Origin of the sequence: Arthrobacter sp. 2MCAF14 (assembly GCF_052115645.1) — a bacterium.
GTDB lineage: Bacteria > Actinomycetota > Actinomycetes > Actinomycetales > Micrococcaceae > Arthrobacter.
In genome coordinates this window covers 23,878-49,676 of sequence record NZ_JBFRHB010000010.1, presented here as the reverse complement: position 1 = coordinate 49,676, position 25,799 = coordinate 23,878, and the positions used below count along the sequence as shown (strand labels likewise).

The 25,799-nt window shown below is 63.1% G+C and carries 19 protein-coding genes; 15 read left to right on the top strand and 4 right to left on the bottom strand.

Annotated elements, in window-relative coordinates:
- Nucleotides 1-70: 70 nt before the first annotated feature.
- Nucleotides 71-1,546 carry a 30S ribosomal protein S1 gene (gene rpsA / locus AB4074_RS09305; protein ID WP_441413131.1) on the top strand — a complete coding sequence of 492 codons (1,476 nt, stop codon included), beginning with the start codon at nucleotides 71-73 and terminating at the stop codon, nucleotides 1,544-1,546.
- Between the two features lie 665 nt (nucleotides 1,547-2,211).
- Here the strand turns inward: rpsA and AB4074_RS09300 are convergent.
- Nucleotides 2,212-2,901, bottom strand: coding sequence for an IMPACT family protein (locus AB4074_RS09300; protein WP_441413130.1), 690 nt, complete (start codon nucleotides 2,899-2,901; stop codon nucleotides 2,212-2,214).
- 22 nt (nucleotides 2,902-2,923) lie between these two features.
- On the opposite strand from AB4074_RS09300, the gene coaE reads away from it, so the two are divergent.
- The 4 genes from coaE (at nucleotide 2,924) to AB4074_RS09280 (ending at nucleotide 7,815) form a co-directional block, all read left to right on the top strand.
- Complete coding sequence (coaE, locus tag AB4074_RS09295) at nucleotides 2,924-4,144, top strand: dephospho-CoA kinase (protein WP_441413129.1); 1,221 nt, start codon at nucleotides 2,924-2,926, stop codon at nucleotides 4,142-4,144.
- A gap of 10 nt (nucleotides 4,145-4,154) precedes the next feature.
- Nucleotides 4,155-4,484 (top strand): hypothetical protein, encoded by a 330-nt coding sequence (locus AB4074_RS09290; protein ID WP_441413128.1) that lies wholly within the window; start codon nucleotides 4,155-4,157, stop codon nucleotides 4,482-4,484.
- A 29-nt stretch (nucleotides 4,485-4,513) separates the two neighbouring features.
- Complete coding sequence (gene uvrB, locus AB4074_RS09285; protein WP_441413127.1) at nucleotides 4,514-6,601, top strand: excinuclease ABC subunit UvrB; 2,088 nt, start codon at nucleotides 4,514-4,516, stop codon at nucleotides 6,599-6,601.
- A 179-nt stretch (nucleotides 6,602-6,780) separates the two neighbouring features.
- Nucleotides 6,781-7,815 carry a TerC family protein gene (locus AB4074_RS09280; protein WP_441413126.1) on the top strand — a complete coding sequence of 345 codons (1,035 nt, stop codon included), beginning with the start codon at nucleotides 6,781-6,783 and terminating at the stop codon, nucleotides 7,813-7,815.
- A 65-nt stretch (nucleotides 7,816-7,880) separates the two neighbouring features.
- Here the strand turns inward: AB4074_RS09280 and AB4074_RS09275 are convergent, their stop codons facing one another.
- Genes AB4074_RS09275 through AB4074_RS09265 form a run of 3 tightly spaced genes read right to left on the bottom strand, consistent with a single transcriptional unit; the run spans nucleotide 7,881 to nucleotide 12,278 of the window.
- Nucleotides 7,881-9,239 carry an alpha/beta fold hydrolase gene (locus AB4074_RS09275; protein WP_441413125.1) on the bottom strand — a complete coding sequence of 453 codons (1,359 nt, stop codon included), beginning with the start codon at nucleotides 9,237-9,239 and terminating at the stop codon, nucleotides 7,881-7,883.
- Nucleotides 9,232-9,732 (bottom strand): GNAT family N-acetyltransferase, encoded by a 501-nt coding sequence (locus tag AB4074_RS09270; protein WP_441413124.1) that lies wholly within the window; start codon nucleotides 9,730-9,732, stop codon nucleotides 9,232-9,234. The genes AB4074_RS09275 and AB4074_RS09270 overlap by 8 nt, the downstream gene beginning before the upstream one ends.
- Nucleotides 9,733-9,752: 20 nt before the next feature.
- The gene (locus AB4074_RS09265) at nucleotides 9,753-12,278 is read right to left on the bottom strand and encodes a DEAD/DEAH box helicase (RefSeq protein WP_441413123.1); all 2,526 of its coding nucleotides are present in this window, start codon (nucleotides 12,276-12,278) and stop codon (nucleotides 9,753-9,755) included.
- Nucleotides 12,279-12,335: 57 nt separating this feature from the next.
- Between AB4074_RS09265 and AB4074_RS09260 the strand changes: the two genes are divergently transcribed.
- The 10 genes from AB4074_RS09260 to AB4074_RS09215 all read left to right on the top strand — a co-directional run bounded on the left by AB4074_RS09260 (nucleotide 12,336) and on the right by AB4074_RS09215 (nucleotide 25,797).
- Nucleotides 12,336-13,115 (top strand): trans-aconitate 2-methyltransferase, encoded by a 780-nt coding sequence (locus AB4074_RS09260; protein ID WP_441413122.1) that lies wholly within the window; start codon nucleotides 12,336-12,338, stop codon nucleotides 13,113-13,115.
- 138 nt (nucleotides 13,116-13,253) lie between these two features.
- Nucleotides 13,254-14,999: an ABC transporter ATP-binding protein gene (locus tag AB4074_RS09255; RefSeq protein WP_441413121.1), complete on the top strand. Its 1,746-nt coding sequence runs from the start codon at nucleotides 13,254-13,256 to the stop codon at nucleotides 14,997-14,999.
- A complete protein-coding gene (locus AB4074_RS09250) occupies nucleotides 14,996-16,876 on the top strand; it encodes an ABC transporter ATP-binding protein (protein ID WP_441413120.1) in 1,881 nt (626 codons plus the stop codon). The genes AB4074_RS09255 and AB4074_RS09250 overlap by 4 nt, the downstream gene beginning before the upstream one ends.
- On the top strand, nucleotides 16,873-17,250 hold the full coding sequence (locus tag AB4074_RS09245; protein ID WP_345451957.1) for a GntR family transcriptional regulator: 378 nt from the start codon (nucleotides 16,873-16,875) through the stop codon (nucleotides 17,248-17,250). Before AB4074_RS09250 ends, AB4074_RS09245 begins: the two co-directional genes overlap by 4 nt.
- Nucleotides 17,251-17,315: 65 nt before the next feature.
- Complete coding sequence (gene uvrA / locus AB4074_RS09240) at nucleotides 17,316-20,243, top strand: excinuclease ABC subunit UvrA (RefSeq protein ID WP_441413119.1); 2,928 nt, start codon at nucleotides 17,316-17,318, stop codon at nucleotides 20,241-20,243.
- A 100-nt stretch (nucleotides 20,244-20,343) separates the two neighbouring features.
- The gene (locus AB4074_RS09235) at nucleotides 20,344-21,060 is read left to right on the top strand and encodes an HAD hydrolase-like protein (protein WP_437770271.1); all 717 of its coding nucleotides are present in this window, start codon (nucleotides 20,344-20,346) and stop codon (nucleotides 21,058-21,060) included.
- Nucleotides 21,047-21,715 (top strand): lysophospholipid acyltransferase family protein, encoded by a 669-nt coding sequence (locus AB4074_RS09230; RefSeq protein ID WP_059389285.1) that lies wholly within the window; start codon nucleotides 21,047-21,049, stop codon nucleotides 21,713-21,715. Before AB4074_RS09235 ends, AB4074_RS09230 begins: the two co-directional genes overlap by 14 nt.
- Nucleotides 21,716-21,773: 58 nt before the next feature.
- Nucleotides 21,774-23,771, top strand: a complete 1,998-nt coding sequence (uvrC, locus tag AB4074_RS09225; protein WP_441413118.1) for an excinuclease ABC subunit UvrC — start codon at nucleotides 21,774-21,776, stop codon at nucleotides 23,769-23,771.
- A gap of 86 nt (nucleotides 23,772-23,857) precedes the next feature.
- Nucleotides 23,858-24,781: an RNase adapter RapZ gene (rapZ, locus tag AB4074_RS09220; protein ID WP_234749478.1), complete on the top strand. Its 924-nt coding sequence runs from the start codon at nucleotides 23,858-23,860 to the stop codon at nucleotides 24,779-24,781.
- Nucleotides 24,781-25,797: a gluconeogenesis factor YvcK family protein gene (locus tag AB4074_RS09215; RefSeq protein ID WP_441413117.1), complete on the top strand. Its 1,017-nt coding sequence runs from the start codon at nucleotides 24,781-24,783 to the stop codon at nucleotides 25,795-25,797. The genes rapZ and AB4074_RS09215 overlap by 1 nt, the downstream gene beginning before the upstream one ends.
- Nucleotides 25,798-25,799: the final 2 nt, after the last annotated feature.

Here is a 25,799-nt window from a genome sequence, read left to right as displayed (position 1 = left end):
CTGCGGACCGGCGACGGAAAGCGGGCGGTTTGCCTGACCGATACTCTATCCACAACGGAGCCCCTACTACATGACCATCACCTCCACCGAGAAGCCCGGTACCCCCGTAGTCGCGATCAACGACATCGGTACCGCTGAGGACTTCCTCGCAGCTGTCGACGCGACCATCAAGTACTTCAACGACGGAGACCTCGTCGAAGGTATCGTCGTCAAGGTTGACCGCGACGAAGTTCTGCTCGACATCGGTTACAAGACCGAAGGTGTCATCCCTTCCCGCGAGCTCTCCATCAAGCACGACGTTGACCCCGGGGACGTCGTCTCCGTTGGCGATCAGGTCGAAGCCCTGGTGCTCACCAAGGAAGACAAAGAAGGCCGACTGATCCTCTCCAAGAAGCGTGCTCAGTACGAGCGTGCCTGGGGCGACATCGAGAAGGTCAAAGAAGAAGACGGTGTCGTCACCGGTACCGTCATCGAGGTTGTCAAGGGTGGTCTTATCCTCGACATCGGTCTGCGCGGCTTCCTGCCCGCATCCCTCGTCGAGATGCGCCGTGTCCGCGACCTCGCTCCGTACATCGGTCAGCAGATCGAAGCCAAGATCATCGAGCTGGACAAGAACCGCAACAACGTTGTTCTTTCCCGCCGTGCATGGCTCGAGCAGACCCAGTCCGAGGTTCGCTCCACGTTCCTCAACAAGCTGGAAAAGGGCCAGGTTCGTCCCGGCGTCGTTTCCTCCATCGTCAACTTCGGTGCATTCGTGGACCTTGGCGGCGTAGACGGTCTGGTTCACGTTTCCGAGCTGTCCTGGAAGCACATCGATCACCCGTCCGAGGTCGTCGAGGTTGGCCAGGAAGTCACCGTCGAGGTTCTCGAAGTGGATCTGGACCGCGAGCGCGTGTCCCTGTCCCTCAAGGCCACTCAGGAAGACCCGTGGCAGACCTTCGCCCGCACCCACGCCCTCGGCCAGGTTGTTCCGGGTAAGGTCACCAAGCTGGTTCCGTTCGGTGCGTTCGTTCGCGTCGAAGACGGCATCGAAGGCCTCGTTCACATCTCCGAGCTGGCTGTTCGCCACGTTGAGCTTGCTGAGCAGGTCGTCTCCGTTGGCGACGAGCTCTTCGTCAAGGTCATCGACATCGACCTCGAGCGCCGCCGCATCTCCCTCTCCCTCAAGCAGGCTAACGAGGGCGTTGACGCCGAAAGCACCGAGTTCGACCCGGCTCTGTACGGTATGGCCGCTGAGTACGACGAAGAGGGCAACTACAAGTACCCCGAGGGCTTCGACCCCGAGTCGAACGAATGGCTCGAGGGCTACGAGACGCAGCGCGCCGCTTGGGAGCAGCAGTACGCTGACGCCCAGGCACGTTGGGAAGCTCACAAGAAGCAGGTTTCCCAGCACGCTGCTGACGACGCCGCTGCTGCCGCTTCCGGCGAGAGCGACTCCGGCACCACCAGCTACTCCTCCGAGCCGGCTGTCACCGAGTCCAACGCGGGCACCCTGGCATCCGACGAGGCCCTCGCAGCTCTGCGCGAGAAGCTGACCGGCAACTAATTGCCACTGGCCTGGATTTCCAGGCCGGGATAAAAGCGGCTCCTGCGGTTCATTTACGAATCGCAGGAGCCGCTTTTTTTAACCGTGTTTCGCTACTGCCGAGGTTCTTCTTGGCCCGGGTCCCCACTGGACATGCCCCGCGTTCGCAGCAAGGACTGGACATATACCCACTATGTCCAGTGGTGCCAGTGACGGGAGAGCATGTCCCTAGCGCGGAAGCTCAGCCGGTCCCTAATTGATAACGATCTATCAAATATTTCCCGCACACGAATGGGCATTTGGTTGACTCTTTGGACGGATTAGTCTCGCGCGGATCGGTGTGATCAGACTTATGAACCCTTTGGTTCCTACTTTTCCCGACGCGGTACTTTCCTTTGCTCCGCTGGCTTTCCTCTTGCTGGCAGCTCTGGCCATCATCACTTTCTGCGCAATCAAGTTGTTCCGAAAGGCAAGATCCAAGGCGCTCCCGCATGGTTCACACGGAAAGACTGCATCGCAGACTGACCACAATCTGAAATAGACCCCTTGCTTGTTCAAGAAGTCAACGCAGCAGGGATCCAAGTTCCACCCGCAGGACATGCCCCTCCTTCGCAGCAAGGACTGGACATATGCCCACTATGTCCAGCGGTGCCAGTTTCGGGAGGGCATGTCCCTAGCGCGGAAGCTCAGGCCTGGACGTCGACCCATTCCGTTCCCCGCAATTGGAGTCCCGAGGCGCCGCCGGTCATCGACGCCAGCCGCTCACCGGCGTCGGCGATTGCGTTTGCATCATCGGGCAGGGCCACGCGCAGGATCGTCTCCGTGGGCTCGTAGCTTGTTTCGGCCATGACGTAGCCGGCGGAGCGCAGATCGTTTTCAAGCCTTCCGGCCGAGTGGTGGGGCACAGGGACATCGCAAATCCGCAAGCGGCGTCGCTGAACCAGGGGAGCGGAGTCCAGTGCGGCCGAAATTGATTCGGAGTATGCACGGACCAGTCCGCCGGCGCCCAGGAGGATCCCGCCGAAATAGCGCACGACGACGGCACTCACGTCGCTGAGGTCAGTCACCCCGGGCAGTGTCTCGCGTTTGATGAGCGCCTCAAGCATGGGGATGCCGGCTGTTCCGGAGGGCTCGCCGTCGTCGTTGGAACGCTGGATGGCGCGATCGGGACCGAGGACGAATGCCGAGCAGTGGTGCCGCGCGTCATGGAATTCCTTGCGCAATTCCGCTACCAAGGCGCGCGCAGCGTCTTCGTCGGGGGCGCGGCGCAGCACGGTGATGAAGCGCGAACGCCTGATCTCGAGTTCGTGGCGGAAATCGTCTCCAAGCGCCAACGTTGTGTACGCGGTCGCCCGGCTTTCTTCCTGTTCTGCCACCGACCCAGTCTAGTGTGGAGGGGTGCTGAAGATTGGACTTACCGGCGGGATCGCCTCCGGCAAATCGCTCGTGTCCGCCCGGCTTAGGGAGTTGGGCGCTCTCTTGATCGACGCCGATGCGCTGGCCCGCGAGGTCGTGGAACCGGGCACTCCGGGCTTGGCGGGCGTCGTGGCCGAGTTCGGTGAAGACATCGTCGACGCCGAAGGGCGGCTTGACCGGGCACGCCTCGGCGCGATTGTGTTCGCTGAGCCGGATCGCCGGGAGGCGCTCAACGCGATCATCCATCCACGCGTCCGGGAGAGGGCTGCCGCGATGCTCGCGACCGCGAAACCCGGAGACATCGTCGTCCAGGATATTCCGCTGTTGATCGAAACCGGGCAGGGCAGCAGCTTCCACTTGGTGGTGGTGGTCGATGCAACGGACGAGGAACGGATCCGGCGCATGACGGAGATCCGTGGCATGACAGTCGAGGACGCGGTGTCCCGCATGGCAGCACAAGCCGGACGGGATGAACGGTTGGCGGCAACCGACATCGTGTTGGACAACTCCGGAACCGTTGAGGATGTCACTGAGCTCGTGGAGACCCTCTGGGAAGAACGATTGGCACCGTTTGCCCGCAATCTTGCAGCCGGCCGCCCGGCACCGCGGGCCGGCGGACCCGTCTTGTCCCCGCCAAACCCCGACTGGCCGGTCCAGGCTGAAAGACTGCTTGCCAGGATCCTGCGGGCGTCTCCGGAGGTCTTGGGCGCAGACCACATCGGTTCGACGGCGGTACCCGGTCTTCCTGCCAAAGACGTCATCGACCTGCAGGTAAATGTGTCTTCCCTGGAAGCCGCAGACCGGATAGCCCGGGCCTTGGGTGAGGCCGGTTTCCCGTTACAGGAGGCCTCCGCCCGTGACACACCCAAGCCGCCGGACCTGGATCCATCGGTATGGCAAAAGCGCTTCCATTGCAACGCGGACCCCGGGCGGCCCGCGAATGTCCATGTCCGGGTGCTTGGAAGTCCGGGCTGGCGTTATGCGTTATTGTTCCGGGATTGGCTCCGCGCCAACCCCGACGCCGTCCGCATGTATGCGGACATGAAACAAGAGCTCGCCGCGCTCCACGGCGGCGACCACCGGACCTTGGAGTATGCGGAGGCCAAGGAGCCCTGGTTCACCGAGGTGGCCTGCCCGCTCATGGATGCCTGGGCCAGGAGCAGCGGATGGCAGCCGCCGTCGTACCCCATGGCGCAAGGCTAGGCCGGCAAGCATGGCCGGGAAACGGAGAATCACGCCCCATCTTGAGGGACAGCGGCTCGGTGCCGTTCGCGCCCTGGTGTGGGCCGGCGTCGTGCTCATGGGCGGAGCCGCGCTGCTGTGGTTCCTGGCCGGCGGCCGCGAGGAGTTCGTCGCCGGAACGCAACCGCCGACGTGGCGCGTTCTCGTACCGGGCGCAGCCTTCTGGCTCGCGTGGACCGTCTGGCTTGTGTCCGGAGTGTGGTTCGCCGTCAAGATGTTCCGTTCCATCATGGGGCGGCTGGACGACAGTTGGACCCGGCCCGGCGGAAGTGACGGTTCCACCGGAAAACGCGGACAGTAACTGTCCGCAGGCGGGGGTACATTGGATTCATGAGTCTTGCCCAGGAGATCAATCGAGTCGTCGCGCCGTTTGAGGTCATTAGCGAATTCAAGCCGGCAGGCGACCAGCCGGCCGCTATCGCGGAGCTGACCGAACGGATCAACAACGGCGAGAAAGACGTCGTGCTGCTCGGTGCCACTGGTACAGGCAAGAGTGCCACCACCGCTTGGTTGATCGAACAGGTCCAGAGGCCCACTTTGGTGATGGTCCAGAACAAAACCCTGGCCGCGCAGCTCGCCAACGAGTTCCGGGAACTGCTGCCCAACAACGCGGTCGAGTACTTCGTTTCGTACTACGACTACTACCAGCCCGAAGCCTACGTTCCCCAGACGGATACCTTCATCGAGAAGGACTCCTCCGTGAATGAGGAAGTCGAGCGGCTGCGGCACTCGGCCACCAACGCGCTCCTCACGCGCCGGGATGTCATCGTTGTGGCTACCGTGTCCTGCATCTACGGCCTCGGCACCCCGGAGGAGTACATCGCCGGAATGGTCACGCTCACCAAGGGCGCCGAAATGAACCGGGACGATCTCCTGCGGAAGTTTGTCGGCATGCAGTACACCCGCAACGACATGGACTTCCACCGCGGCACGTTCCGCGTCCGCGGAGACACCGTGGAAATCATCCCCATGTACGAAGAGCTGGCCTTGCGAATCGAGTTCTTCGGCGACGAGATCGAGAACATCTACACTCTGCATCCGGTCACGGGCGATGTCATCCGTGAGGAAACCGAGATGTACATCTTCCCGGCCTCGCACTATGTCGCCGGTCCGGAACGCATGTCGCGCGCCATCACAGCCATCGAGGAAGAGCTCGCGCAGAGACTCAAGGTCCTTGAAGGCCAGAACAAGCTCGTGGAGGCCCAGAGGCTGCGTATGCGCACCACCTACGACCTCGAGATGATGCAGCAAATGGGTTTCTGCAACGGCATCGAGAACTATTCACGCCACATCGATGGCCGTGGCTCCGGCACGGCCCCGCACTGCCTCATCGACTACTTCCCGGACGACTTCCTGCTCGTCATCGACGAATCCCACGTCACGGTTCCACAGATCGGCGCCATGTACGAGGGTGACATGTCGCGCAAGCGCACCCTTGTGGACCACGGCTTCCGGCTTCCTTCCGCCATGGATAACAGGCCGCTCAAATGGGATGAATTCCTGGAACGGGTGGGGCAGACCGTCTATCTTTCCGCGACCCCCGGCAAGTACGAGCTGGGCAAGGCCGACGGGTCCGTCCAGCAGATCATCCGCCCCACCGGACTGATCGATCCGGAAGTCATCGTGAAGCCGACCAAGGGCCAGATCGACGACCTCCTTGGCGAAATCCGGACGCGCGTGGAGCGCGACGAACGCGTGCTGGTCACCACCTTGACCAAACGCATGGCCGAGGACCTCACCGACTACCTGCTGGGCCACGGGGTCAAGGTCCAATACCTGCACTCCGACGTCGACACCCTCCGGCGCGTCGAGCTGCTCCGCGAACTCCGCATGGGCAGCTTCGACGTCCTGGTGGGCATCAACCTGCTCCGCGAGGGCCTCGACCTGCCCGAAGTGTCCCTTGTCAGCATCCTCGACGCCGACAAGGAAGGTTTCCTCCGCTCGGCCACCTCCCTCATCCAGACCATCGGGCGCGCCGCCCGTAACGTCTCGGGCCAGGTCCACATGTACGCCGACCGGATCACGGACTCGATGGCCAAGGCCATCGAGGAAACCAACCGCCGCCGGGAAATCCAGGTCAAGTACAACAGCGACAACGGTGTCGATCCACAGCCGTTGCGCAAGAAGATCGCAGATATCACCGATCAGCTTGCCCGCGAGGACGCCGACACCCGTGAGTTGCTCGCCGCAGCCGGTAAAGGCGGCCGGACCGGCAAGGGCAAGGGCGCTACGAAGGTCCGGCAGGACGGCCTGGCCGCGGCGCCGGCCGAAGACCTGGTGGGCCTGATCGAACAGCTGACCGAGCAGATGCACGCCGCCGCCGCCGAACTCCAGTTCGAGATCGCTGCGAGGATCCGTGACGAGGTAGGCGACCTCAAGCGCGAACTCCGCCAAATGCAGTCCGCCGGGCACGCCTAGGGTAAAGTTGGGCCTACGTAGGGGAGTATCCCAAGCGCTACGTCCGTCAACACGCAAGGCACAGACGCCTCGCCGGGCCTAGTGGATCGCCGTTTGAGCGTTGTTGCCTTTAGGCATGGAGACGCAGGCAGGTCGGAGAGACTTACGCCGTTTTGGCGTACCTGCGAAAGGCATTTTAGATGCAACTCCCCGCCTGGTTTGAGATCGGCTCTTTCGTCGTTCTCGGAATCATCCTCCTTGTCGACCTTCTCCTGGTGGTCAAGCGTCCACATGAACCCTCCATGAAGGAAGCCGGTCTCTGGGTCGCCTTCTACGTCACCCTTGCCTTGGTGTTCGCCGGAGCTATGTTCGCGTTTGCCGGCCCGGAGTATGGCAGCCAGTTCATCGCCGGTTGGGTGACTGAATACAGCCTGAGTATAGACAACCTCTTTGTCTTCATCATCATCATGGCGCGGTTCTCGGTGCCCCGTAAGTACCAGCAAGAGGTGCTCATGGTGGGCATCATTATCGCCCTCGTCCTGCGCGGCATCTTCATTGCCCTCGGCGCGGTGGTGATTGAGCAGTTCAGCTGGGTCTTCTACATCTTCGGCGCGTTCCTCCTATGGACCGCGTGGAAGCAGGCCACCGACAACGGCGAAGACGAAGAAGAGACTTCCGAGAATCCGCTCATTGCCCGCATCCGCAAAGTTGTCCCGATGTCGGAGAAGTTCGACGGCGGCAAGCTGCGGACCACGGTTGACGGCAAGAAGCTGTTCACGCCCATGCTGATCGTCTTCGTGACTATCGGCATGACGGACCTCTTGTTCGCCGTGGATTCCATTCCGGCGATCTTCGGACTGACGCAGAGCGCCTTCATTGTCTTCACTGCCAACATCTTCGCCCTCATGGGCCTACGCCAGCTGTACTTCCTGCTTGGCGGCCTCATGACCCGGCTGATCTACCTCAAGCACGCGTTGTCGGTCATCCTCGCGTTCATCGGCGTCAAGCTGGTCCTGCACGCCATGCACGTCAACGAACTGCCCTTCATCAACGGCGGCCACCATATTGAATGGGCTCCGGAGATTCCGACCTATGTGTCCCTCGCGGTCATCATCGGCACCATCGTTGTGGCGGTTTTCGCGAGCCTCCTGACACCGGCCGCCAGCAAGTCCAAACTGGACGCACGGCTCGAGGAAGATTCCCGCAAGAGCATGAACAAGGTCAGCGGCCACTAAGGACTGCGGAGCAACTAACAACAGCGGAGCGTTTTTGGAGCCCCGGTCATTGCCATGGCCGGGGCTCAGTTCTTGCCGCGGGCCATCCCCAGGAGCCGGTTGAAGATTCCTTCCCCGTCTTCGCCGATGCCATCGTGATGAAAGTCGCCTGTGGTCCAGGGCTGCAGTCCGCGGACGGCGGCTGCGGTTTCCATGGAGAGCTGGAAGTCCACATAGATATCGTCGCGGTACACGGCAGCCGCGACGGGCACAGTGTTCGCGTTCAGCCGGGTCACATCGTAGAGGGGTTTCCAGTCTTGCTTGGCGGCCAACAGCTCGGCTACTTCCTGCAGGGGTACGAGCGCCGGATCCTGTTCGAAGTACCAGGGGTAGACCATTTCGCCGGTCAGGAGCGGCTCCGCGACGTCGGGCTGGAACTCGGGGAATTCCGCGCGCACCCGCCACGCCGCCCAATCGGTGGCCTGCCCTTGGCCGTAGATGGACTCGTGTAAGACCGCGTACAGAGGATTCGATGCGCGGGAAACGAGCCCGTGGACCTGTTCCAGAAACGCATCGGCGAGGCGTTCTCCCTCCTGGGAAGGCATGAAGGCATCCTCCAGGAGGGTGTGCAGGGCATCCACGCGGGCGTTCCCGCCCAGGAACGATCCCACCATTTGGAAGCGTTCCGTGGTGAGGCGTTCTCCGCTGGGCAGCCGCTCCTCCGTGGATTCCAGATGCCGCGCAATCCGGGTAACCAGCTTGCGGTCCTCCGGATACCACGCGAAGTATTCCGCGTTCCGTTCCGCAACCCGTTGGAAGGTGGCCCGGTAGACGCGCTCGGCCGGGCCTTCCAACGGGGCCAGCCCTCCCGTGATGAGTACTTCGCTCAACCCTTCCGGCGCGAAGGACAGGTATGTTAGCGCGCAGAAACCGCCGAAGCTCTGGCCCAGGACGGTCCACGGCTCCGAGCCCAAGGTCTTCCGGATGAGTTCGGCGTCGGCCACGATCGAATCTGCCCGGAAATGCGTGAGGTAGTCCGCCTGCGCCGCGGCATCGCCCCGGAGCGGCAAGGTATTGCGGTCCGCCGGAGTGGACAGGCCCGTGCCCCGTTGATCCAGCATCAGGATACGGAAACTCCTCGCGGCAGCCTTCATCCAACCGGACAAGGACGTTGTCCGGGTTCCGCGTCCGCCGGGCCCGCCCTGAAGGTAGAGCAACCACGGCAGCCGCGCCGCGTCCTTCTCCGAGTGCTCCGCGGAGACGAACTCCCGGGCGAAGACGGTGATCGTTTCCGCCGTGCCTGGAGCTTCCTCACCTTCGGACGCCCAATGGTCGAGGGGAACTGTGAAGAAGTGCTCCGCGGTGCGGACACCCCGGAATTCGTGGCGTGCCCGGACGGTGTGGGCCCCTTGCTGGACCGCTCGTTCAGCCACGCGCTCAGCCACGAGCCATCACCTTGTCATCGCTGCCGAACGCACCCAGCGCTTCGCCGGTCAGCCGGAAGGTCGACCAGCCGTCCATGGGAACGGCACCGAGGCCGCGGTAGAAGTTGATGGACGGTTCGTTCCAATCCAGGACGCTCCATTCCACCCGCGCGTAGCCGCGTTCGACGGCGGTGGCGGCCAGATGCTGCAGGAGCGCCTTCCCGTGGCCCTCGCCCCGCGCATCGGGCGTGACGTAGAGGTCCTCTAGGTAGATGCCGTGGACGCCTTCCCACGTGGAGTAGTTCAGGAACCACAAAGCGAATCCCTGCACGTCCCCTGCCGCGTTTTCCGCCATGTGCGCATACACCCGCGGATTTGTGCCGAACAAAGCCTCGGTGAGCATTTCCGGCGTGTTCTTCACGGCGTCGGGCTCTTTTTCATAGACCGCAAGCTCATGGATCATCTGCAGGATCGCAGGGACATCGGACACTGTGGCAGGGCGGATAACACTCATGATTCGAGCTTACTAGGCGCCTAGAGGCGGTTGACCGCGGTCACCTTGACCACGGCGGTGCCGCTCTCGTCCGAGGCGGCCAGATCCACTTCGGCGGAAACGCCCCAGTCATGGTTGCGGGCCGGGTCATCGAAAATCTGCCGCACCCGCCAGATGCCGGGTTCCTCCGTGATCATGAGGAGTCCCGGGCCCCGGGCGTCGGGGCCGGTTCCGATGTCGTCGTGTTCGTCGAAGTAGTCGTCCAAAGCGTCTTCCCAGCGCTCCGCATCCCAGCCGCTGCCGGCGTCGAGCTCGCCCAACGCGGCCGCGTCCTCGTCCGCGAACAACTCGACCCGCCGGAACATTTCGTTGCGGACCATGACCCTGAAGGCGCGGATGTTGGACGTGAGCGACGGCGGGGGAGGCGGCGGAGCGTCGTGCGGGGTCGGAGCCACCCCTGAGGTGAGCTCTTCCCACTCGTCGAGCAGGCTGGAGTCGACTTGCCGGACCAGTTCACCCAGCCAGGCGATAAGGTCCTCGAGGTCTTCGCGGAGCGAGTCCTGCGGTACCGTCTGGCGCAGGGCCTTGAAGCCATCGGCCAGATACCGCAGCACGATCCCCTCGGAGCGGGCCAGCCCGTAGAACTGGACGAACTCGCCGAAATTCATGGCCCGCTCGTACATGTCCCGGACCACCGACTTGGGAGCCAGTTCGAAGTCGCCCACCCACGGCGCGGCCTTGCGGTACACCTCGAATGCTTCGCCCAGGATCTCCGCCAACGGCTGCGGGTAGCTGACTTCTTCAAGCATCGCCATGCGCTGGTCGTAATCAATACCGTCGGCCTTCATCGCGGCGACCGCTTCGCCGCGTGCCTTCTTCTGCTGCGCAGAGAGAATCTGCCGGGGCTTCTCGAGGGTTGCTTCGATCACGGACACGACGTCCAAGGCGTACGACGGCGACTCCGGATCCAGCAGCTCGAGCGCGGCAAGGGCAAACGGTGAAAGCGGCTGGTTCAGGGCGAAGTTGGCTTGCAGGTGAACGGTCAGCCGGACGGAACGGCCTTCTTTCTCCTGCTCGGCCTCGGGAATGCGCTCAACCACTCCGGCTGCCAACAGCTCGCGGTAGATACTGAGGGCCTTCTTCATGAGCTGCAGTTGCGCGGGCCGCGTCTCGTGGTTTTCGGTGAGCAGACGGCGGGCAGCGGCGAAGGGGTCGCCGGGGCGCTCCATCAAGTTGAGCAGCATTGCATGCGTCACGGTGAAACTCGAGGTCAACGGGTCCGGCACGGACTCCACCAAACGGGTGAAGGTGGGCTGCCCCCAAGAGACGAAGCCTTCCGGCGGCTTTTTCCGCACGACTTGCCGCAGTTTCTTCTGGTCGTCGCCGAACTTCGCGGTGGCCTTCGCTATCGCCTTCGCGTTCTCCACGACGTGTTCGGGAGCCTGCACAACGACTGTTCCGGCAGTGTCATAGCCCGCGCGGCCGGCGCGGCCGGCGATTTGGTGGAATTCCCGGGAGTTCAGCAGGCGGGTGCGGACGCCGTCGTATTTGCTGAGAGCTGTCAGGAGGACCGTGCGGATGGGAACGTTGATCCCGACCCCGAGCGTGTCGGTGCCGCAAATGACCTTCAAGAGTCCTGCTTGTGCCAGTTGCTCCACGAGGCGGCGGTACTTGGGCAGCATGCCGGCGTGGTGGACGCCGATGCCGTGGCGGACCAGCCGGTTCAGGGTCTTGCCGAAGCCGGCGGCGAACCTGAAACCGGCGATCAGCTCGGCAATCTTGTCCTTCTCCTCGCGGGTGCACATGTTGACGCTCATGAGGTTCTGGGCCCGCTCGATGGCTTCGACCTGGCTGAAATGCACTACGTACACGGGAACCTGCTTGGTGCTCAGCAGTTCCTCAAGGGTTTCGTGGACCGGCGTTTCCTGGAAGTAGTAGTGGAGCGGGATGGGGCGTTCGGCCGAACTGACGGTGGTGGTGGGCCGTCCGGTGAGTTCGCTCAGGCCGGTTTCGAAGCGGCTGACGTCTCCCAGGGTGGCCGACATCAGCAGGAATTGCGCCTGGGGGAGTTCCAGTAGCGGCACTTGCCACGCCCAACCGCGCTGGGGATCGGAGTAGAAGTGGAATTCGTCTATGACGACCGTGCCAAGCTCGGCTTCCTTGCCTTCGCGCAAAGCGATATTGGCGAGGATTTCGGCGGTGCAGCAGATGATCGGGGCATCCTGGTTGACTCCCGAATCGCCGGTGATCATGCCAACGTTCTCGGCTCCGAAAATGTCGCAGAGGGCGAAGAACTTCTCGGAGACCAAGGCCTTGATGGGGGCGGTGTAGTAGCTGCGCATCCCGCGGGACATCGCTTCGAAGTGCGCGGCGATCGCCACAAGGGACTTCCCGGAACCGGTGGGGGTTGCCAGGATGACATTGGAGCCCGACGCGAGTTCCATGATGGCCTCGTCCTGGGCGGGGTACAGCTGAAGCCCGCGGCTCTCCGCCCATTCGACGAAGCGTGTGTAGATTTCGTCCGGGTCAACGCGTCCGCTGTCGGGGAGCTGCTCAAGAAGTTTCATTGCCTTCCAGCTTAGTGTGGGTGGAGCGGACCACGGAGACCGACAATGGAGGATGCAGTGAACTGGGATCCAGCCAAGTACGTCGAGTTCGGCAATCACCGCGACCGGCCGTTTTTTGACCTGACCTCGAGGATCCTGGCGGAGGACCCCCGGCACGTCGTGGATCTGGGCTGCGGACCGGGGAACTTGACGGCGACCCTCGCGTCGAGGTGGCCGGATGCCGCCGTCGTCGGGCTGGACTCCTCCGAGGAAATGCTGGCCAAAGCCCAGGTCCTCGCTGCCGCGCAACCGAGGCTTTCGTTCGCGCCGGCCGACATTGCCGAGTGGACACCGGAAGCGGACACCGACGTCGTGGTCAGCAATGCAGCGCTGCAGTGGGTGCCGGGGCACCTGACGATGCTCGCCACCTGGCTCGAAGCGCTGAAACCGCGCGCATGGTTTGCGCTCCAAGTCCCCGGAAACTTCGGTGCGCCTTCCCACGTGCTCATGCGCGAACTGGCCGCCTCACCGGAGTGGTCCGGAAGGCTGTCCGGTGTGCTGCGCCATGACGACGCGGTGGGGGAACCGGCCGACTACCTGCGGATCATGCTCGACGCCGGATGCGACGCCGACGCCTGGGAAACCATTTACCAGCAACTTCTGCCGGGAGCCGATCCTGTCCTGGAGTGGGTGCGCGGGACCGGCCTGCGTCCAGTGCTAGCGGCCCTTCCCGAAGACGAAGCACGCGACTTCGAAAACGAATACGCGGCCGCGCTCCGCGAGGCATATCCACGGGGCCGGCACGGGACCGTGTTTGCCTTCCGCAGGGTTTTTGCGGTGGCACAAAAGCAAGGCTGAGCGGTCCCACGTCCAAAGGACGCCGGAAGTGCCGCAATTGCAAGGTTTCGCACTGTGTTCTGAACTACAATGGCAACGCGATCTCGGGGTGGCATCGTGGGGAATCCGCTGCTCCGGAGGCCAACGATTGGAGGCAGTGTGCTGGCATCTTTGCTGTTGCAGCGCCTCGCTCCCTATAAGGCCCACGTGCTGGCCATTGTTCTCCTGCAGCTTGTCCAGACCGGCGCCACACTCCTCCTGCCCACCTTCAATGCCAAGATCGTCGACGACGGCCTGGTCGCCGGTAACAGCGAGGTGATTCTGCGCCTGGGCGCCTGGATGCTGGTTCTCACGGTGATCCAGGTGCTTGCCGCCGTGCTCGCAGGCTACCTTGGAGCGATTGTCGCCATGAAGGTTGGCCGCGGGCTGCGGCGGGAACTCTTCGACAAAATTCATTCCCTGCCCGATCAAGAGGTCGCAGCCTTCGGACCGGCCAGCCTCGTGGTCAGGACCACCAATGACGTCCTGCAGCTGCAGAACATCACGGTGCTCGTTTTCGGCATGCTGGTGGCAGCGCCCGTCATGGGCATCGGAGGCGTGATCCTGGCAGTCGAACAGGACGTTGCCCTGTCCTGGATTGTTTTCGCCATCGTTCCAGTGCTGCTGATCATCATGCTGTTGATTGTCCGCAAGCTCGTCCCGCTGTATCGCGAGGGCCAAGGACTGGTGGATCGGATCAATGGCGTGCTCCGCGAACAGATCCTGGGGACCGCGGTCATCCGTGCCTTTGTCCGCCAGCCGTTTGAGATGAAACGGTTCGAAGCCGCCAACGACGCCCTGACAAAGAACAATCTCCGTTCTGCCCGGATTGTCGCGGCAATGCTTCCGCTCGTCATGACCGTGGTCAACCTTTCTTCCGCGGGCGTGGTCTGGCTAGGCGGGCACCGCATCATCGCCGGCGACATGCAGCTGGGTGCGCTCACTGCATTCATCGCTTACATCATGCAGATCCTCCTCGCGATCATGATGGCAATGTATGTATTAAGCACGGCGCCCCGCGCGGCTGTCAGCGCTGAACGCGTCACTGAAGTGCTCAATACGGAATCCGAAATGGTCCTGCCGGGAAACACCGCCGGTGGGATGGTGGCCCGCCCCTCGCGGTCGGAAGGCTTGCGCTTCGACAAGGTCGTTTTCGCCTACCCGGGAGCCGAAACGCCCGTATTGGACAGCATTACCTTCCACGCGGCTCCGGGGACTACGACGGCGGTCATCGGCTCCACGGGAAGCGGCAAGTCGACCATCGTCAGCCTTGTGCCGAGACTCCTCGAAGTGAGCAGTGGAAGCATCTCGCTCGATGGCCGGGACATCGCGACCTTTCCGCTCGGGGCTTTGCGTGACCAGCTCGGCGTCGTGCCCCAGGAGAGCTGGCTGTTCCGCGGCACCATCGCCGAGAACCTTCGGATTTCACTACCGTCGGCGACGGATTCGCAATTATGGCATGCCCTTGAGACGGCCCAGGCCGCGGATTTCGTGAACGAGTTGCCTCAAGGACTGGAAACCACGTTGTCCCAGGGCGGCGCCGGTCTGTCCGGCGGTCAGCGACAGCGCTTATGCATAGCCCGTGCAATTCTGCGCCGCGCATCCGTCTACCTGTTTGACGATAGCTTCTCGGCGCTGGACACGGTGACGGAAGCAAAGCTCCGTGCCGCGCTTGAACCGGAACTGCGCGGGGCGACCATCATCCTTGTCGCCCAGCGCGTCAATACCGTGGTGTCGGCGGACCAGATACTGCTCATCGACGAGGGCCGCCTGGTGGCACAAGGAACTCACGACGAACTTCTTGAGTCCTCGGAGACCTACCGGGAAATCGTAGCGTCCCAGCTGGAAACGGAAGAAGCCGCGTGAGCAGCGAAGGCGAGCACCTCGCCGTCACAGCGAAACCGTCGCGTTCGCTCCTCCGCCTGGTGGGCTTGATGAAGCCCTCCCGGGGAATCATGACCACGGCGATCCTGTGCATCTGCGGCTTTGTCACGCTCAATGTCGCCGCCCCCAAGATACTCGGTGACGCCACCGACGTCATCGCGGCCGCGGTTTTCGGCGCGCAATTCGACGCCGGGCGCTTCGTCTTCCTGTTGCTCCTGGCCGCAGGCATGTATTGCGTCGCCTCGTTGCTCAGCTGGGCGCAGGGCCGCCTCAACGCCCTCGCCGTGCAGCGGCTTGCATACGACCTCCGCGAAGCCGTGGAAGCGAAACTGCACCGGCTTCCCGTGGCCCATTACGACGGCCGCTCCCGGGGCGACGTCTTGAGCCGCGCCACGAACGACCTCGACAACGTGTCGCAGACGCTCAACCAGCTCCTTTCCCAGCTCCTGACCTCAACGCTGATGGTCATCGGTTCCCTCGGGATGATGCTGCTGCTTTCGCCGCTTCTCGCCGTCGTGTCCCTGCTGGCCGTTCCGGTTTCGGCGCTGGCGTCGATTGTCGTGACCCGACGCTCGCAGAAATACTTCGTCCGGCAGTGGGAAGCCACGGGGGACGTGAACTCCCTCGTGGAGGAGACGGCCACAGGTCATGAGACCATCAAGCTTTTCAACGCCCAGTCGTCGATGGCCGTCCGCTTCGCTGACCACAACGACGGCCTGTACGCCGCCAGTTCCAAGGCGCAGTTCGCTTCGGGGTTGCTGGTACCCCTCATGGCCTTCGTGTCGAACGCGAGCTACGTGGGGGTTGCCATTGTTGGTGCACTCCAGTTCCTCGCCGGGGCGATGAGCATCGGCGGCATTCAAGCGTTCATCCAATTCAACCGGCTCTTCAGCCAGCCGCTGGGCCAGATCGGCGGAATGGCCCAGGTCCTGCAATCGTGCGCAGTGTCCGCCAGCAGGGTCTTCGAGCTGTTGGACGCCGCTGAACTAACACGGGACCCGGAGGAACCGGACGGCGGTGCGCGCGCCGACGCCGGTTCGGGCTTCGATTCCCCTTCGGGGAGTGTGGCCTTTGAACGTATCTCCTTCAGCTACAGGCCGGAGGCGCCCCTGATCGAAGACCTGTCCTTCCACGTGGAACCGGGACAGACGGTGGCCATCGTCGGGCACACTGGGGCGGGGAAGACCACGCTGATCAGCCTCCTCATGCGTTTCCACGAACTCGGCTCCGGAAGGATCACGATCGACGGCGTGGACATCGCCGGCATGGGACGTGATGCTCTCCGCCGGAATTTCGGCGTCGTTCTCCAGGATCCGTGGATTTTCACCGGCACCATCCGGGAGAACATTGAGTATGGACTTCCGGGCGCCAGCGAGGCAGAGATCGTGGCCGCAGCCGAGGCGAGCCATGTTGACCACTTTGTCCGCTCGCTGCCCAACGGTTACTCAACCATGCTCAGCAACGGAGGCGATCCCCTCAGCCAGGGCCAGAGGCAATTGCTCAGCATCGCCCGCGCACGGCTCTCGGGCCGCCCCATTCTGATCCTGGACGAGGCGACAAGTTCGGTGGATACCCGCACGGAAGTCCTTATCCGCCAAGCGATGCACAGACTGCGGAGCAACAAGACGTCATTCGTCATTGCGCACCGCTTGTCCACCATCCGCGACGCTGATCTAATTCTCGTCATGGACCACGGACGGATCGTTGAACACGGCACCCATCATTCGCTATTGGGGCTTGGCGGGCACTACGCCCGCTTGCACGAAGCTCAGTATGCCGCCGGTGGCGACGAACTCGCCGCGATGCCGGTGAAGTCCGCGAAGCATCGCGCCGGCCAGGGGGAGAGGGAAGCCTCATGAGTCCGCTTGAGTTTCCCGGTTCGTGGCGTCCCAGTCAGTCCAGCACGGTCGCCCTGTATGAACAGCTTCGGCTCCGCATCATCGAGTTGGCCGACGGCGGTACCTTGGCTGTCGGTACCAAACTTCCCGCGGTGCGCAGCCTGGCCGAACAGTTGGATGTCGCCCCCCACACGGTGGCCCGGGCCTACAAGGAACTTGAAGCTGCCGGGGTAGTCGCCACGCGTGGCCGCAATGGAACCGTGGTGTGCGCCCGGGATGACCGCTGGAGCGCATTGGCAGCCGTGGCTGCGAGCTACTCGGCGGCGGCCAAAGCGCAGGGCGCCAGTTTCGCAGAGGCCGTGCAGCTTCTGGCGGCCGCCTACGACGCCGATTGATACCTGTCGGTAGGCTGCGGGAAGCCACATGGAAATTCGAAGAAGTTTTCGATTAGCATTAGTGGGTGCCTAAAGCCGTAGCTGAAGTCCCCGCCGTCGAATCCTTCGCAAGCGTTACCGCGCATCAACCTGCCACGCCGGTAAGACATGACCTGTCCCGGCTCGTGGTCAAGGGAGCGCGTGAACACAACCTGCGCAACGTCGATCTTGACCTTCCCCGTGACGCCATGATCGTTTTCACGGGCTTGTCAGGATCAGGCAAGTCGTCCTTGGCTTTCGACACCATCTTCGCCGAGGGCCAGCGCCGGTACGTGGAGTCATTGTCGGCCTATGCCCGCCAGTTCCTGGGCCAAGTGGACAAACCGGACGTGGATTTCATCGAGGGCCTTTCCCCGGCGGTCTCGATCGACCAGAAGTCGACGAGCAAGAACCCGCGTTCCACCGTGGGCACCATCACCGAGATCTACGACTACATGCGCCTTCTCTGGGCACGAGTCGGCCGGCCGCATTGCCCGGTGTGCCACGAACCGATCACGCGCCAGACGCCGCAGCAGATCGTCGACCAGCTGCTCGAACTCGAATCCGGCACCCGCTTCCAGATCCTTGCTCCCGTTGTCCGCGGACGCAAGGGTGAATTCGTCGAACTCTTCAAAGAGCTCACCGCCAAGGGATACTCACGTGCCCGGGTGGACGGAGATCTCGTCCAGCTGAGCGATCCGCCCAAGCTCGGCAAGCAATTCAAGCACTCCATTGAAGTGGTGGTGGACCGGCTGGTGGTCAAGGAAGGGATCAGCCAACGGCTGACCGACTCGATCGAAACCGCGCTCGGACTTGCGGAAGGCCGGGTGCTGGTCGAGTTCGTGGATCTCGACGCCGAGGACCCCGCACGGATCCGGGCCTTCTCCGAAAACCTTGCGTGCCCCAATGAGCACCCGCTGGCCATCGACGAAATCGAGCCCCGCTCCTTCTCGTTCAACAACCCCTTCGGCGCATGTGCCGCCTGCAGCGGCATCGGCACCAAGCTTGAAGTCGATGAAGAATTGGTGGTCCCCAACCCGGAACTTTCCTTGAACCAGGGGGCCATCGCGCCTTGGTCGCTGGGTACTGCCACCACGGAGTACTGGAACCGGCTCCTGGAGGGCCTGGCCTTGGAGCTCGACTTCTCCATGGACACCCCGTGGGAGAAGCTGTCGCAGGAAGTCCGGCAGACGGTGCTGCATGGCAAGGACCACAAAGTAGTTGTCCAGTACCGCAACAGGTTCGGCCGGGAGCGCAAGTACAGCACGGGCTTCGAAGGCGCGATCCAGTACGTCCACCGCAAGCACGGCGAAACGGACTCCGACTGGGCGCGCGACCGCTACGAAGAGTACATGCGGCAAGTTCCCTGCCCTGCCTGCAACGGTGCCCGGCTTAATCCGGCGTCGCTGTCCGTTCTGATCAACGGCAAGTCCATCGCCGAAGTGGCAGCCCTTCCGATGCGTGATTGCGCCGATTTCCTCGGCAGCCTCACTCTCACCGACCGCGAGGCCCAGATTGCCCACCAGGTTCTCAAGGAAATCCAGGCACGCCTGACGTTCCTGCTCGATGTGGGTCTCGAATACCTGAATCTCGAACGGCCTTCCGGGACCTTGTCCGGCGGTGAGGCCCAGCGCATCCGGCTTGCCACGCAGATCGGCTCCGGCTTGGTCGGCGTCCTGTATGTCCTGGACGAGCCGTCCATCGGGCTGCACCAGAAGGACAACCGCCGCCTCATCGAAACGCTCACCCGGTTGCGCGATCTCGGCAACACGCTGATAGTCGTCGAACACGACGAAGACACCATCCAGGAGGCCGACTGGGTAGTGGACATCGGACCTGGCGCCGGCGAGCACGGTGGCCAAGTGGTGCACTCCGGTTCTTACAAGGAACTCCTGGAAAACACGAACTCGCTGACCGGCGACTATTTGTCCGGACGGCGCAAGATCGACATTCCGGCAAAGCGGCGCAAGTATGACAAGAAGCGCGAGCTCAAAGTCATCGGCGCACGCGAAAACAACCTGAACAACGTTGACGCCACCTTCCCGCTGGGTCTCTTCACGGCCGTCACGGGCGTCAGTGGTTCAGGGAAGTCCACCCTGGTGAACGAGATCCTCTACAAGGTTCTCGCCAACAAGCTCAACGGTGCAAAGCAAGTCGCCGGCCGGCATCGTTCCGTGGCAGGCCTTGAGCACCTCGACAAGGTGGTCCACGTGGACCAGAGCCCTATCGGGCGGACCCCACGTTCCAACCCCGCCACCTACACCGGCGTCTTCGACAATATCCGGAAGCTTTTCGCGGAAACCACCGAAGCCAAGGTCCGCGGATACCAGCCTGGCCGCTTCTCCTTCAACGTCAAGGGCGGCCGCTGTGAAGCATGCTCCGGCGACGGCACCCTGAAGATCGAGATGAACTTCCTGCCGGACGTGTATGTTCCGTGCGAGGTGTGCCATGGCGCCCGGTACAACCGGGAAACCCTCGAAGTCCATTACAAGGGCAAGACCATCGCGGACGTCCTCAACATGCCCATCGAGGAGGGTGCTGGGTTCTTTGCCGCTTTCACCCCCATCGCCCGGCATTTGAACACCCTCGTCGACGTCGGTCTCGGCTATGTGCGGCTCGGTCAGCCCGCCACTACGCTTTCCGGTGGCGAGGCGCAACGCGTGAAGCTGGCCTCGGAACTGCAGAAGCGTTCGAACGGCCGGAGCGTCTATGTTTTGGACGAGCCCACTACAGGCCTCCACTTCGAGGACATCCGCAAGCTGCTCATGGTGCTGCAGGGGCTGGTGGACAAGGGCAATACGGTCATCACCATCGAACACAACCTTGACGTCATCAAGTCCGCCGACTGGATCGTGGACCTTGGCCCCAATGGCGGTTCAGGCGGCGGGCGCGTCGTGGCAACGGGCACGCCGGAACAGGTTGCCAAGTCCACGGAAAGCCATACCGCTACCTTCCTCGCGGAGATTCTCGGCTAGTCCTGTGTGAACGGCCGGGGAATATTTCGGGGACGATCGAAGTATTCCTTGGCCGGCATGTGAGTTTCAGGCATGCCTCAACTCGTGAGAAACTAACCCGGTGACTCAAACAATGGTGCCCGTAATCTTTGATCTGGACGGCACCCTTGTCGATCCTGCAGGTGGCATAACAGGCGGCATCGCCGCGGCCCTGGGCGAAATGGGCCTCCGTGTGCCGGATCAAGCCGTGCTGGACTCCATGGTTGGACCCAAGCTCAGCGATTCCCTGGAACACATTGCCGGGGTTCCCACAGGAAAAGTCGACGAAGTCATTGGGCTGTACCGCAGCTATTACCGTTCCGTCGGAATCGCGCAAAGCCGGCTCTATCCTGGTATCCGTGAGCTCCTGCAGTTCTTCGCAGAGTCGCGGCGGCCGGTTGCCGTGGCCACCCAGAAACCCCAAGGCTTGGCGCACATCGTGTTGGAGCACCACGGCATTGCCGGCTTCTTTGCCTCCATCTGCGGTGCGCCGGACGACGAGTCAATGGCCGCCAATACAGCTCCGGGTAAGGTGGCAATTGTTGGTGCCGCGCTGGCCACGCTGCGTTCCCAGCCTGCGGTGATGGTCGGAGACCGCCACCAGGATGTTGCCGGTGCCATGGCCAATGGCCTTGACTGCATCGGGGTCAGTTGGGGATTTGCGCCCGACGGCGAGCTTCAGGAGGCAGGCGCCGTCGCCGTTGTGGACACGGCGGCACAGCTGCTGAAGAAGATCGAAGAACTTGACGCCGTCCGCGCGGCGGCCCTGAGCGAGGTGCAGAACGATGGAAGCCTTTGATGTCATCCGCTGGACCACGCGCGGACTGATTTCCAGCACTTGCCGGCCCACGGTCATCGGGCTGGAAAACGTGCCCAAGGAAGGGCCCTTCATTGTGGCCCCGAACCATTTGTCTTTTCTGGACAGTGTGATCGTCCAGGCCTTGATGCCGCGCCCGGTGGGCTTCTTTGCCAAGGCCGAGTACTTCACCACCAAAGGCTTCAAAGGCCGCGCGATGAAGGCGTTCTTCCAGGCAGTTGGATCCATTCCGGTGGAACGCGGAGAGCAAGCAGCCAGTGTACAGGCCCTCAAGACCCTCCTGGACATCCTGGAGAACGGCCGGGGCATCGGCATCTATCCCGAGGGGACCCGCTCCCGGGACGGCTTGCTCTACCGCGGGCGTACCGGGGTCGGCTGGCTTGCCCTGACCACGGGGGCGCCTGTGGTGCCGGTCGGCCTCATCGGAACGGACAAGCTGCAGCCCGTGGACCGCAACACCGTCCGTCCGCAGCATTTCACCATGAAGGTCGGCGAGCCGCTGTACTTCGAGAAGACCGGTCCGGACCATTCCCTGCCGGCCAGGCGCGAGGTCACTGACAAGATCATGGATGCCATTGCGGTATTGAGCGGCCAGGAACGTTCCACCAGCTACAACCAGAGCAAGTCCGCGGAGTAGCTTCGGTGGGCTGGCCGGCCCGTACGGGGGAGTGCGATTCCCTTACTAGACTGGATCTGTGGCAGATCCAGCGAGTTATCGACCCCAGACGGGAGAAATCCCCACCACCCCCGGCGTCTATCGGTTCCGGGATCCGCACGGCCGTGTCATCTACGTGGGCAAGGCGAAGAACCTCCGCTCCCGGCTGAACTCGTACTTCGCAAACCCTGCAGGTTTGCTTCCGAAGACGCATGCGATGGTGCACGCGGCCAGCAGCGTCGAATGGACGATGGTGGGCAGCGAGCTTGAGTCGCTTCAGCTCGAATACACCTGGATCAAGGAATTCAAGCCCCGCTTCAACGTCGTCTTCCGCGATGACAAGACCTATCCGTACCTTGCAGTGAGCATGGGGGAGAAGCTCCCGCGGGTCCAGGTCATGCGCGGGGAGCGCCGCAAGGGCACCCGCTACTTCGGGCCGTACACCGCCGGGGCCATCCGCGAAACGATGGACACCTTGCTGCGGGTCTTTCCGGTCCGCAGCTGCAGTCCGGGCGTGCTGAAGCGTGCCCAGGCCAGTGGCCGGCCGTGCTTGCTTGGCTACATCGACAAATGCTCGGCCCCGTGTGTCGGCCGTGTCACCGCCGAGGAGCACCGGGCCATTGCTGAAGACTTCTGCTCGTTCATGGGTGGCGAAGCGAAACGCTTCATCACCCGCCTCGAAAAGGAGATGGGCGCCGCCGTCGCCGAGCTGGACTACGAACGGGCAGCGCGGCTCCGGGACGACATCATCGCCCTCCGGAAAGTGTTCGAGCGCAACGCCGTCGTGCTCTCCGAAGACACCGACGCGGATGTCTTCGCACTGCACGATGACGACCTTGAGGCTTCCGTGCAGGTATTCCACGTCAGGGGTGGCCGGGTACGCGGCCAGCGGGGCTGGGTCGTGGAAAAAGTCGAAGACGCCACCACTCCGGAACTCATCGAGCACCTGCTGCAGCAGGTCTACGGAGAAGACAGCGACAACCAGGGCCGTATTCCGCGCGAAGTCCTTGTGCCGGAGATTCCGAGCAACCACCACGAACTGCTTGAATGGCTCGGCGGCCTCCGGGGCGCGAAGGTGGATATCCGGGTGCCGCAGCGTGGTGACAAGGCCGCCCTTATGTCCACCGTCCGCGAAAACGCGGAGCAGGCGCTGAAGCTCCACAAAGTCCGGCGGGCGGGCGATATCACCGTGCGCTCCCTGGCGCTCCAGGAGCTTCAGGAAGCGCTCGATCTTCCCGTGCCGCTGCTCCGGATCGAGTGCTACGACATTTCCCATGTACAGGGCACCAACGTGGTTGCGTCCATGGTGGTGGTGGAGGACGGCCTCCCCAAGAAGGCCGACTACAGGAAGTTCTCCATCACGGGTGCGGCGGCAAGCGACGACACCGCTGCGATGCACGACGTCCTTACCAGGCGCTTCAGGCACTACCTGCAGGATAAATCCGCCCAGCTTCCCAAGAGCGGAGAAGTTCCGAACCCCGGCGCCGGGGAACCGTCGTCGTCGGATGATGCTGCCCTCACGGGAGCCAAGGCGAGATTCGCCTATCCACCCAACCTCGTCGTCGTCGACGGCGGGCAGCCCCAGGTGAATGCAGCCGCGCGGGCACTCGCGGAACTGGGGATCGATGACGTCTACGTCGTGGGGCTGGCCAAGCGCCTCGAAGAAGTCTGGTTGCCGGACAGCGACTTCCCGGTGATTCTGCCCCGCACCTCCCAGGGGCTCTACCTGCTCCAGCGCATCCGCGACGAAGCCCACCGTTTCGCCATCACCTTCCACCGGCAGAAGCGTGGAAAGGCCATGACGGTGTCAGTACTCGACGGCGTTCCGGGCCTCGGCGAGGCCAAACGGAAGGCGCTCGTGGCGCATTTCGGTTCGCTCAAGAAGATCAAGGCGGCAACGGCCCTTGAGCTCACTGCCGCGAAGGGGATCGGCCCGGCATTGGCGGAAGCGGTCGTCAGCCATCTGGCGGCAGCCGGCGCATCCGGAGAAGCCGCTCCCGCAGTAAACATGACCACCGGCGAAATCCTTGAAATTTAGCTAGGGTAATAAGCGGACCCTCCTCAAGGGGTCCGCTTATGGACCATCCCACAAACTTTGGACCATCTCAGAAACGGGGAAACTTGATGTCAGAGTCAACAGCAGGATCCGGCGCGGAGCAGGACGGTCTCATCCCCGTCAAGCCTGTCGAAGCGGAACTGCTGGTGGTGACTGGCATGTCCGGAGCAGGCCGCAGCACTGCCTCGGACGCCCTGGAAGACCACGGCTGGTACGTCGTCGAAAACCTCCCGCCGCAGATGCTGGGGACGCTTGCCGAAATCGTCTCGCACGCGCCCCAGTCCATCCCCAAGCTCGCCGTCGTCGTGGACGTGCGCAGCAAAGGACTCTTCACTGATATCAGGACGGCGCTCGGCGCCCTCAGCGCCAGCGGAATCACCTTCCGCGTCCTCTTCCTTGATGCCAGCGACAACGTCCTTGTGCGGCGCTTCGAGCAGGGCCGCCGCCCGCATCCGCTCCAGGGTGGTGGCCGGATCCTGGACGGCATCGCGGCGGAACGCGACGTCCTGAAGGAACTCCGCGAATCGGCCGATGTGGTCCTGGACACGAGTACGTACAACGTCCACGGCCTGGCAACCGCCATCACGGAACTCTTCACCGACACAGGCCCTGTGGCGTTGCGCTTGAACGTCATGAGCTTCGGCTTCAAATACGGGCTGCCGGTGGACGCCAACTTCGTGGCGGATGCACGCTTCATCCCCAACCCGCACTGGGTTCCGAAATTGCGTCCGCACACGGGACTCGACGCCGATGTCAGCGACTACGTCTTGGGGGCCGCGGGCGTGAAGGACTTCGTTGACCGCTATGTCCTTGCCTTGGAGCCCGTCCTGGACGGCTATCGGACAGAAAACAAGCACTACGCCACCATCGCTGTTGGTTGCACGGGCGGCAAGCACCGTTCGGTCGCGGTCGCCGTCGAACTTTCCAAGCGGCTCGCGCAATATCCCCGGGTCACCGTTACCACAAGCCACCGCGATCTGGGTCGCGAATAATGGGGGTCCTGACCGGACCCCTGCCGCTGGTTCCACCGAAGGGCACCCCGGGCAGCCAGCCCGCCAAGGGCCCATCGGTTGTGGCACTCGGCGGCGGACACGGGCTTTCCGCGTCGTTGTCGGCGTTGCGGCTCCTGACCTCCGAGCTCACCGGGATCGTCACCGTTGCCGACGACGGCGGATCCTCCGGGCGGCTGCGCCAAGAGTACGGCGTCCTTCCGCCCGGCGACCTTCGAATGGCGCTGAGCGCCCTTTGTGACGACACCGATTGGGGACGCACCTGGCGGGACGTCATGCAGCATCGCTTCAAGACTCCGAGCGGACGCCAGGGCTCCTTGGACGATCACGCCATGGGGAACCTGCTCATCGTCACCCTTTGGGAGCTTCTGGGCGACGCAGTGGCGGGATTGAAATGGGCAGGCGCCCTTCTGGGTGCCCGTGGCCAGGTCCTCCCGATGTCCACCCAGCCGTTGAACATCGAGGGCGACGTCCGTGTGCCCTTGCCAGGGGGCGGGTACGAGTTCCAGGTCGTCAAAGGCCAGGCCAGGTGCGCCGTTGCCGGATCGCTTGAAAACGTGAGGCTCCTCCCGGAGGACGCGCGCGCGTGCATCGAAGCGCTGACTGCAATCGAGCTTGCGGACTGGATCATTCTGGGTCCCGGCTCCTGGTACACGTCCGTGTTGCCGCATTTGCTGTTGCCCGAAATGCGCCAGGCTTTGTGCGACACTCCCGCCAAACGCTGCCTCACCATGAACCTCGCCATGGACACCAAGGAAACCTCCGGGATGTCCGCCGCGGATCATCTGGATGCCCTGCGCCATTACGCGCCTGAGTTCAGCGTGGACGTCGTCCTGGCCGATCCGACGTCGATATCGGACGTCAAGGAGTTCGAACGCGCTGCCGGGATGATTGGTGCAGAGGTGGTCTTGGGTAAAGTGGGGGCGTCGAGCCGCCGTCCAGTCCACGACCCGCTGCGTCTGGCATCGGCGTACCACGATATCTTCGGGAATAGTTAGGA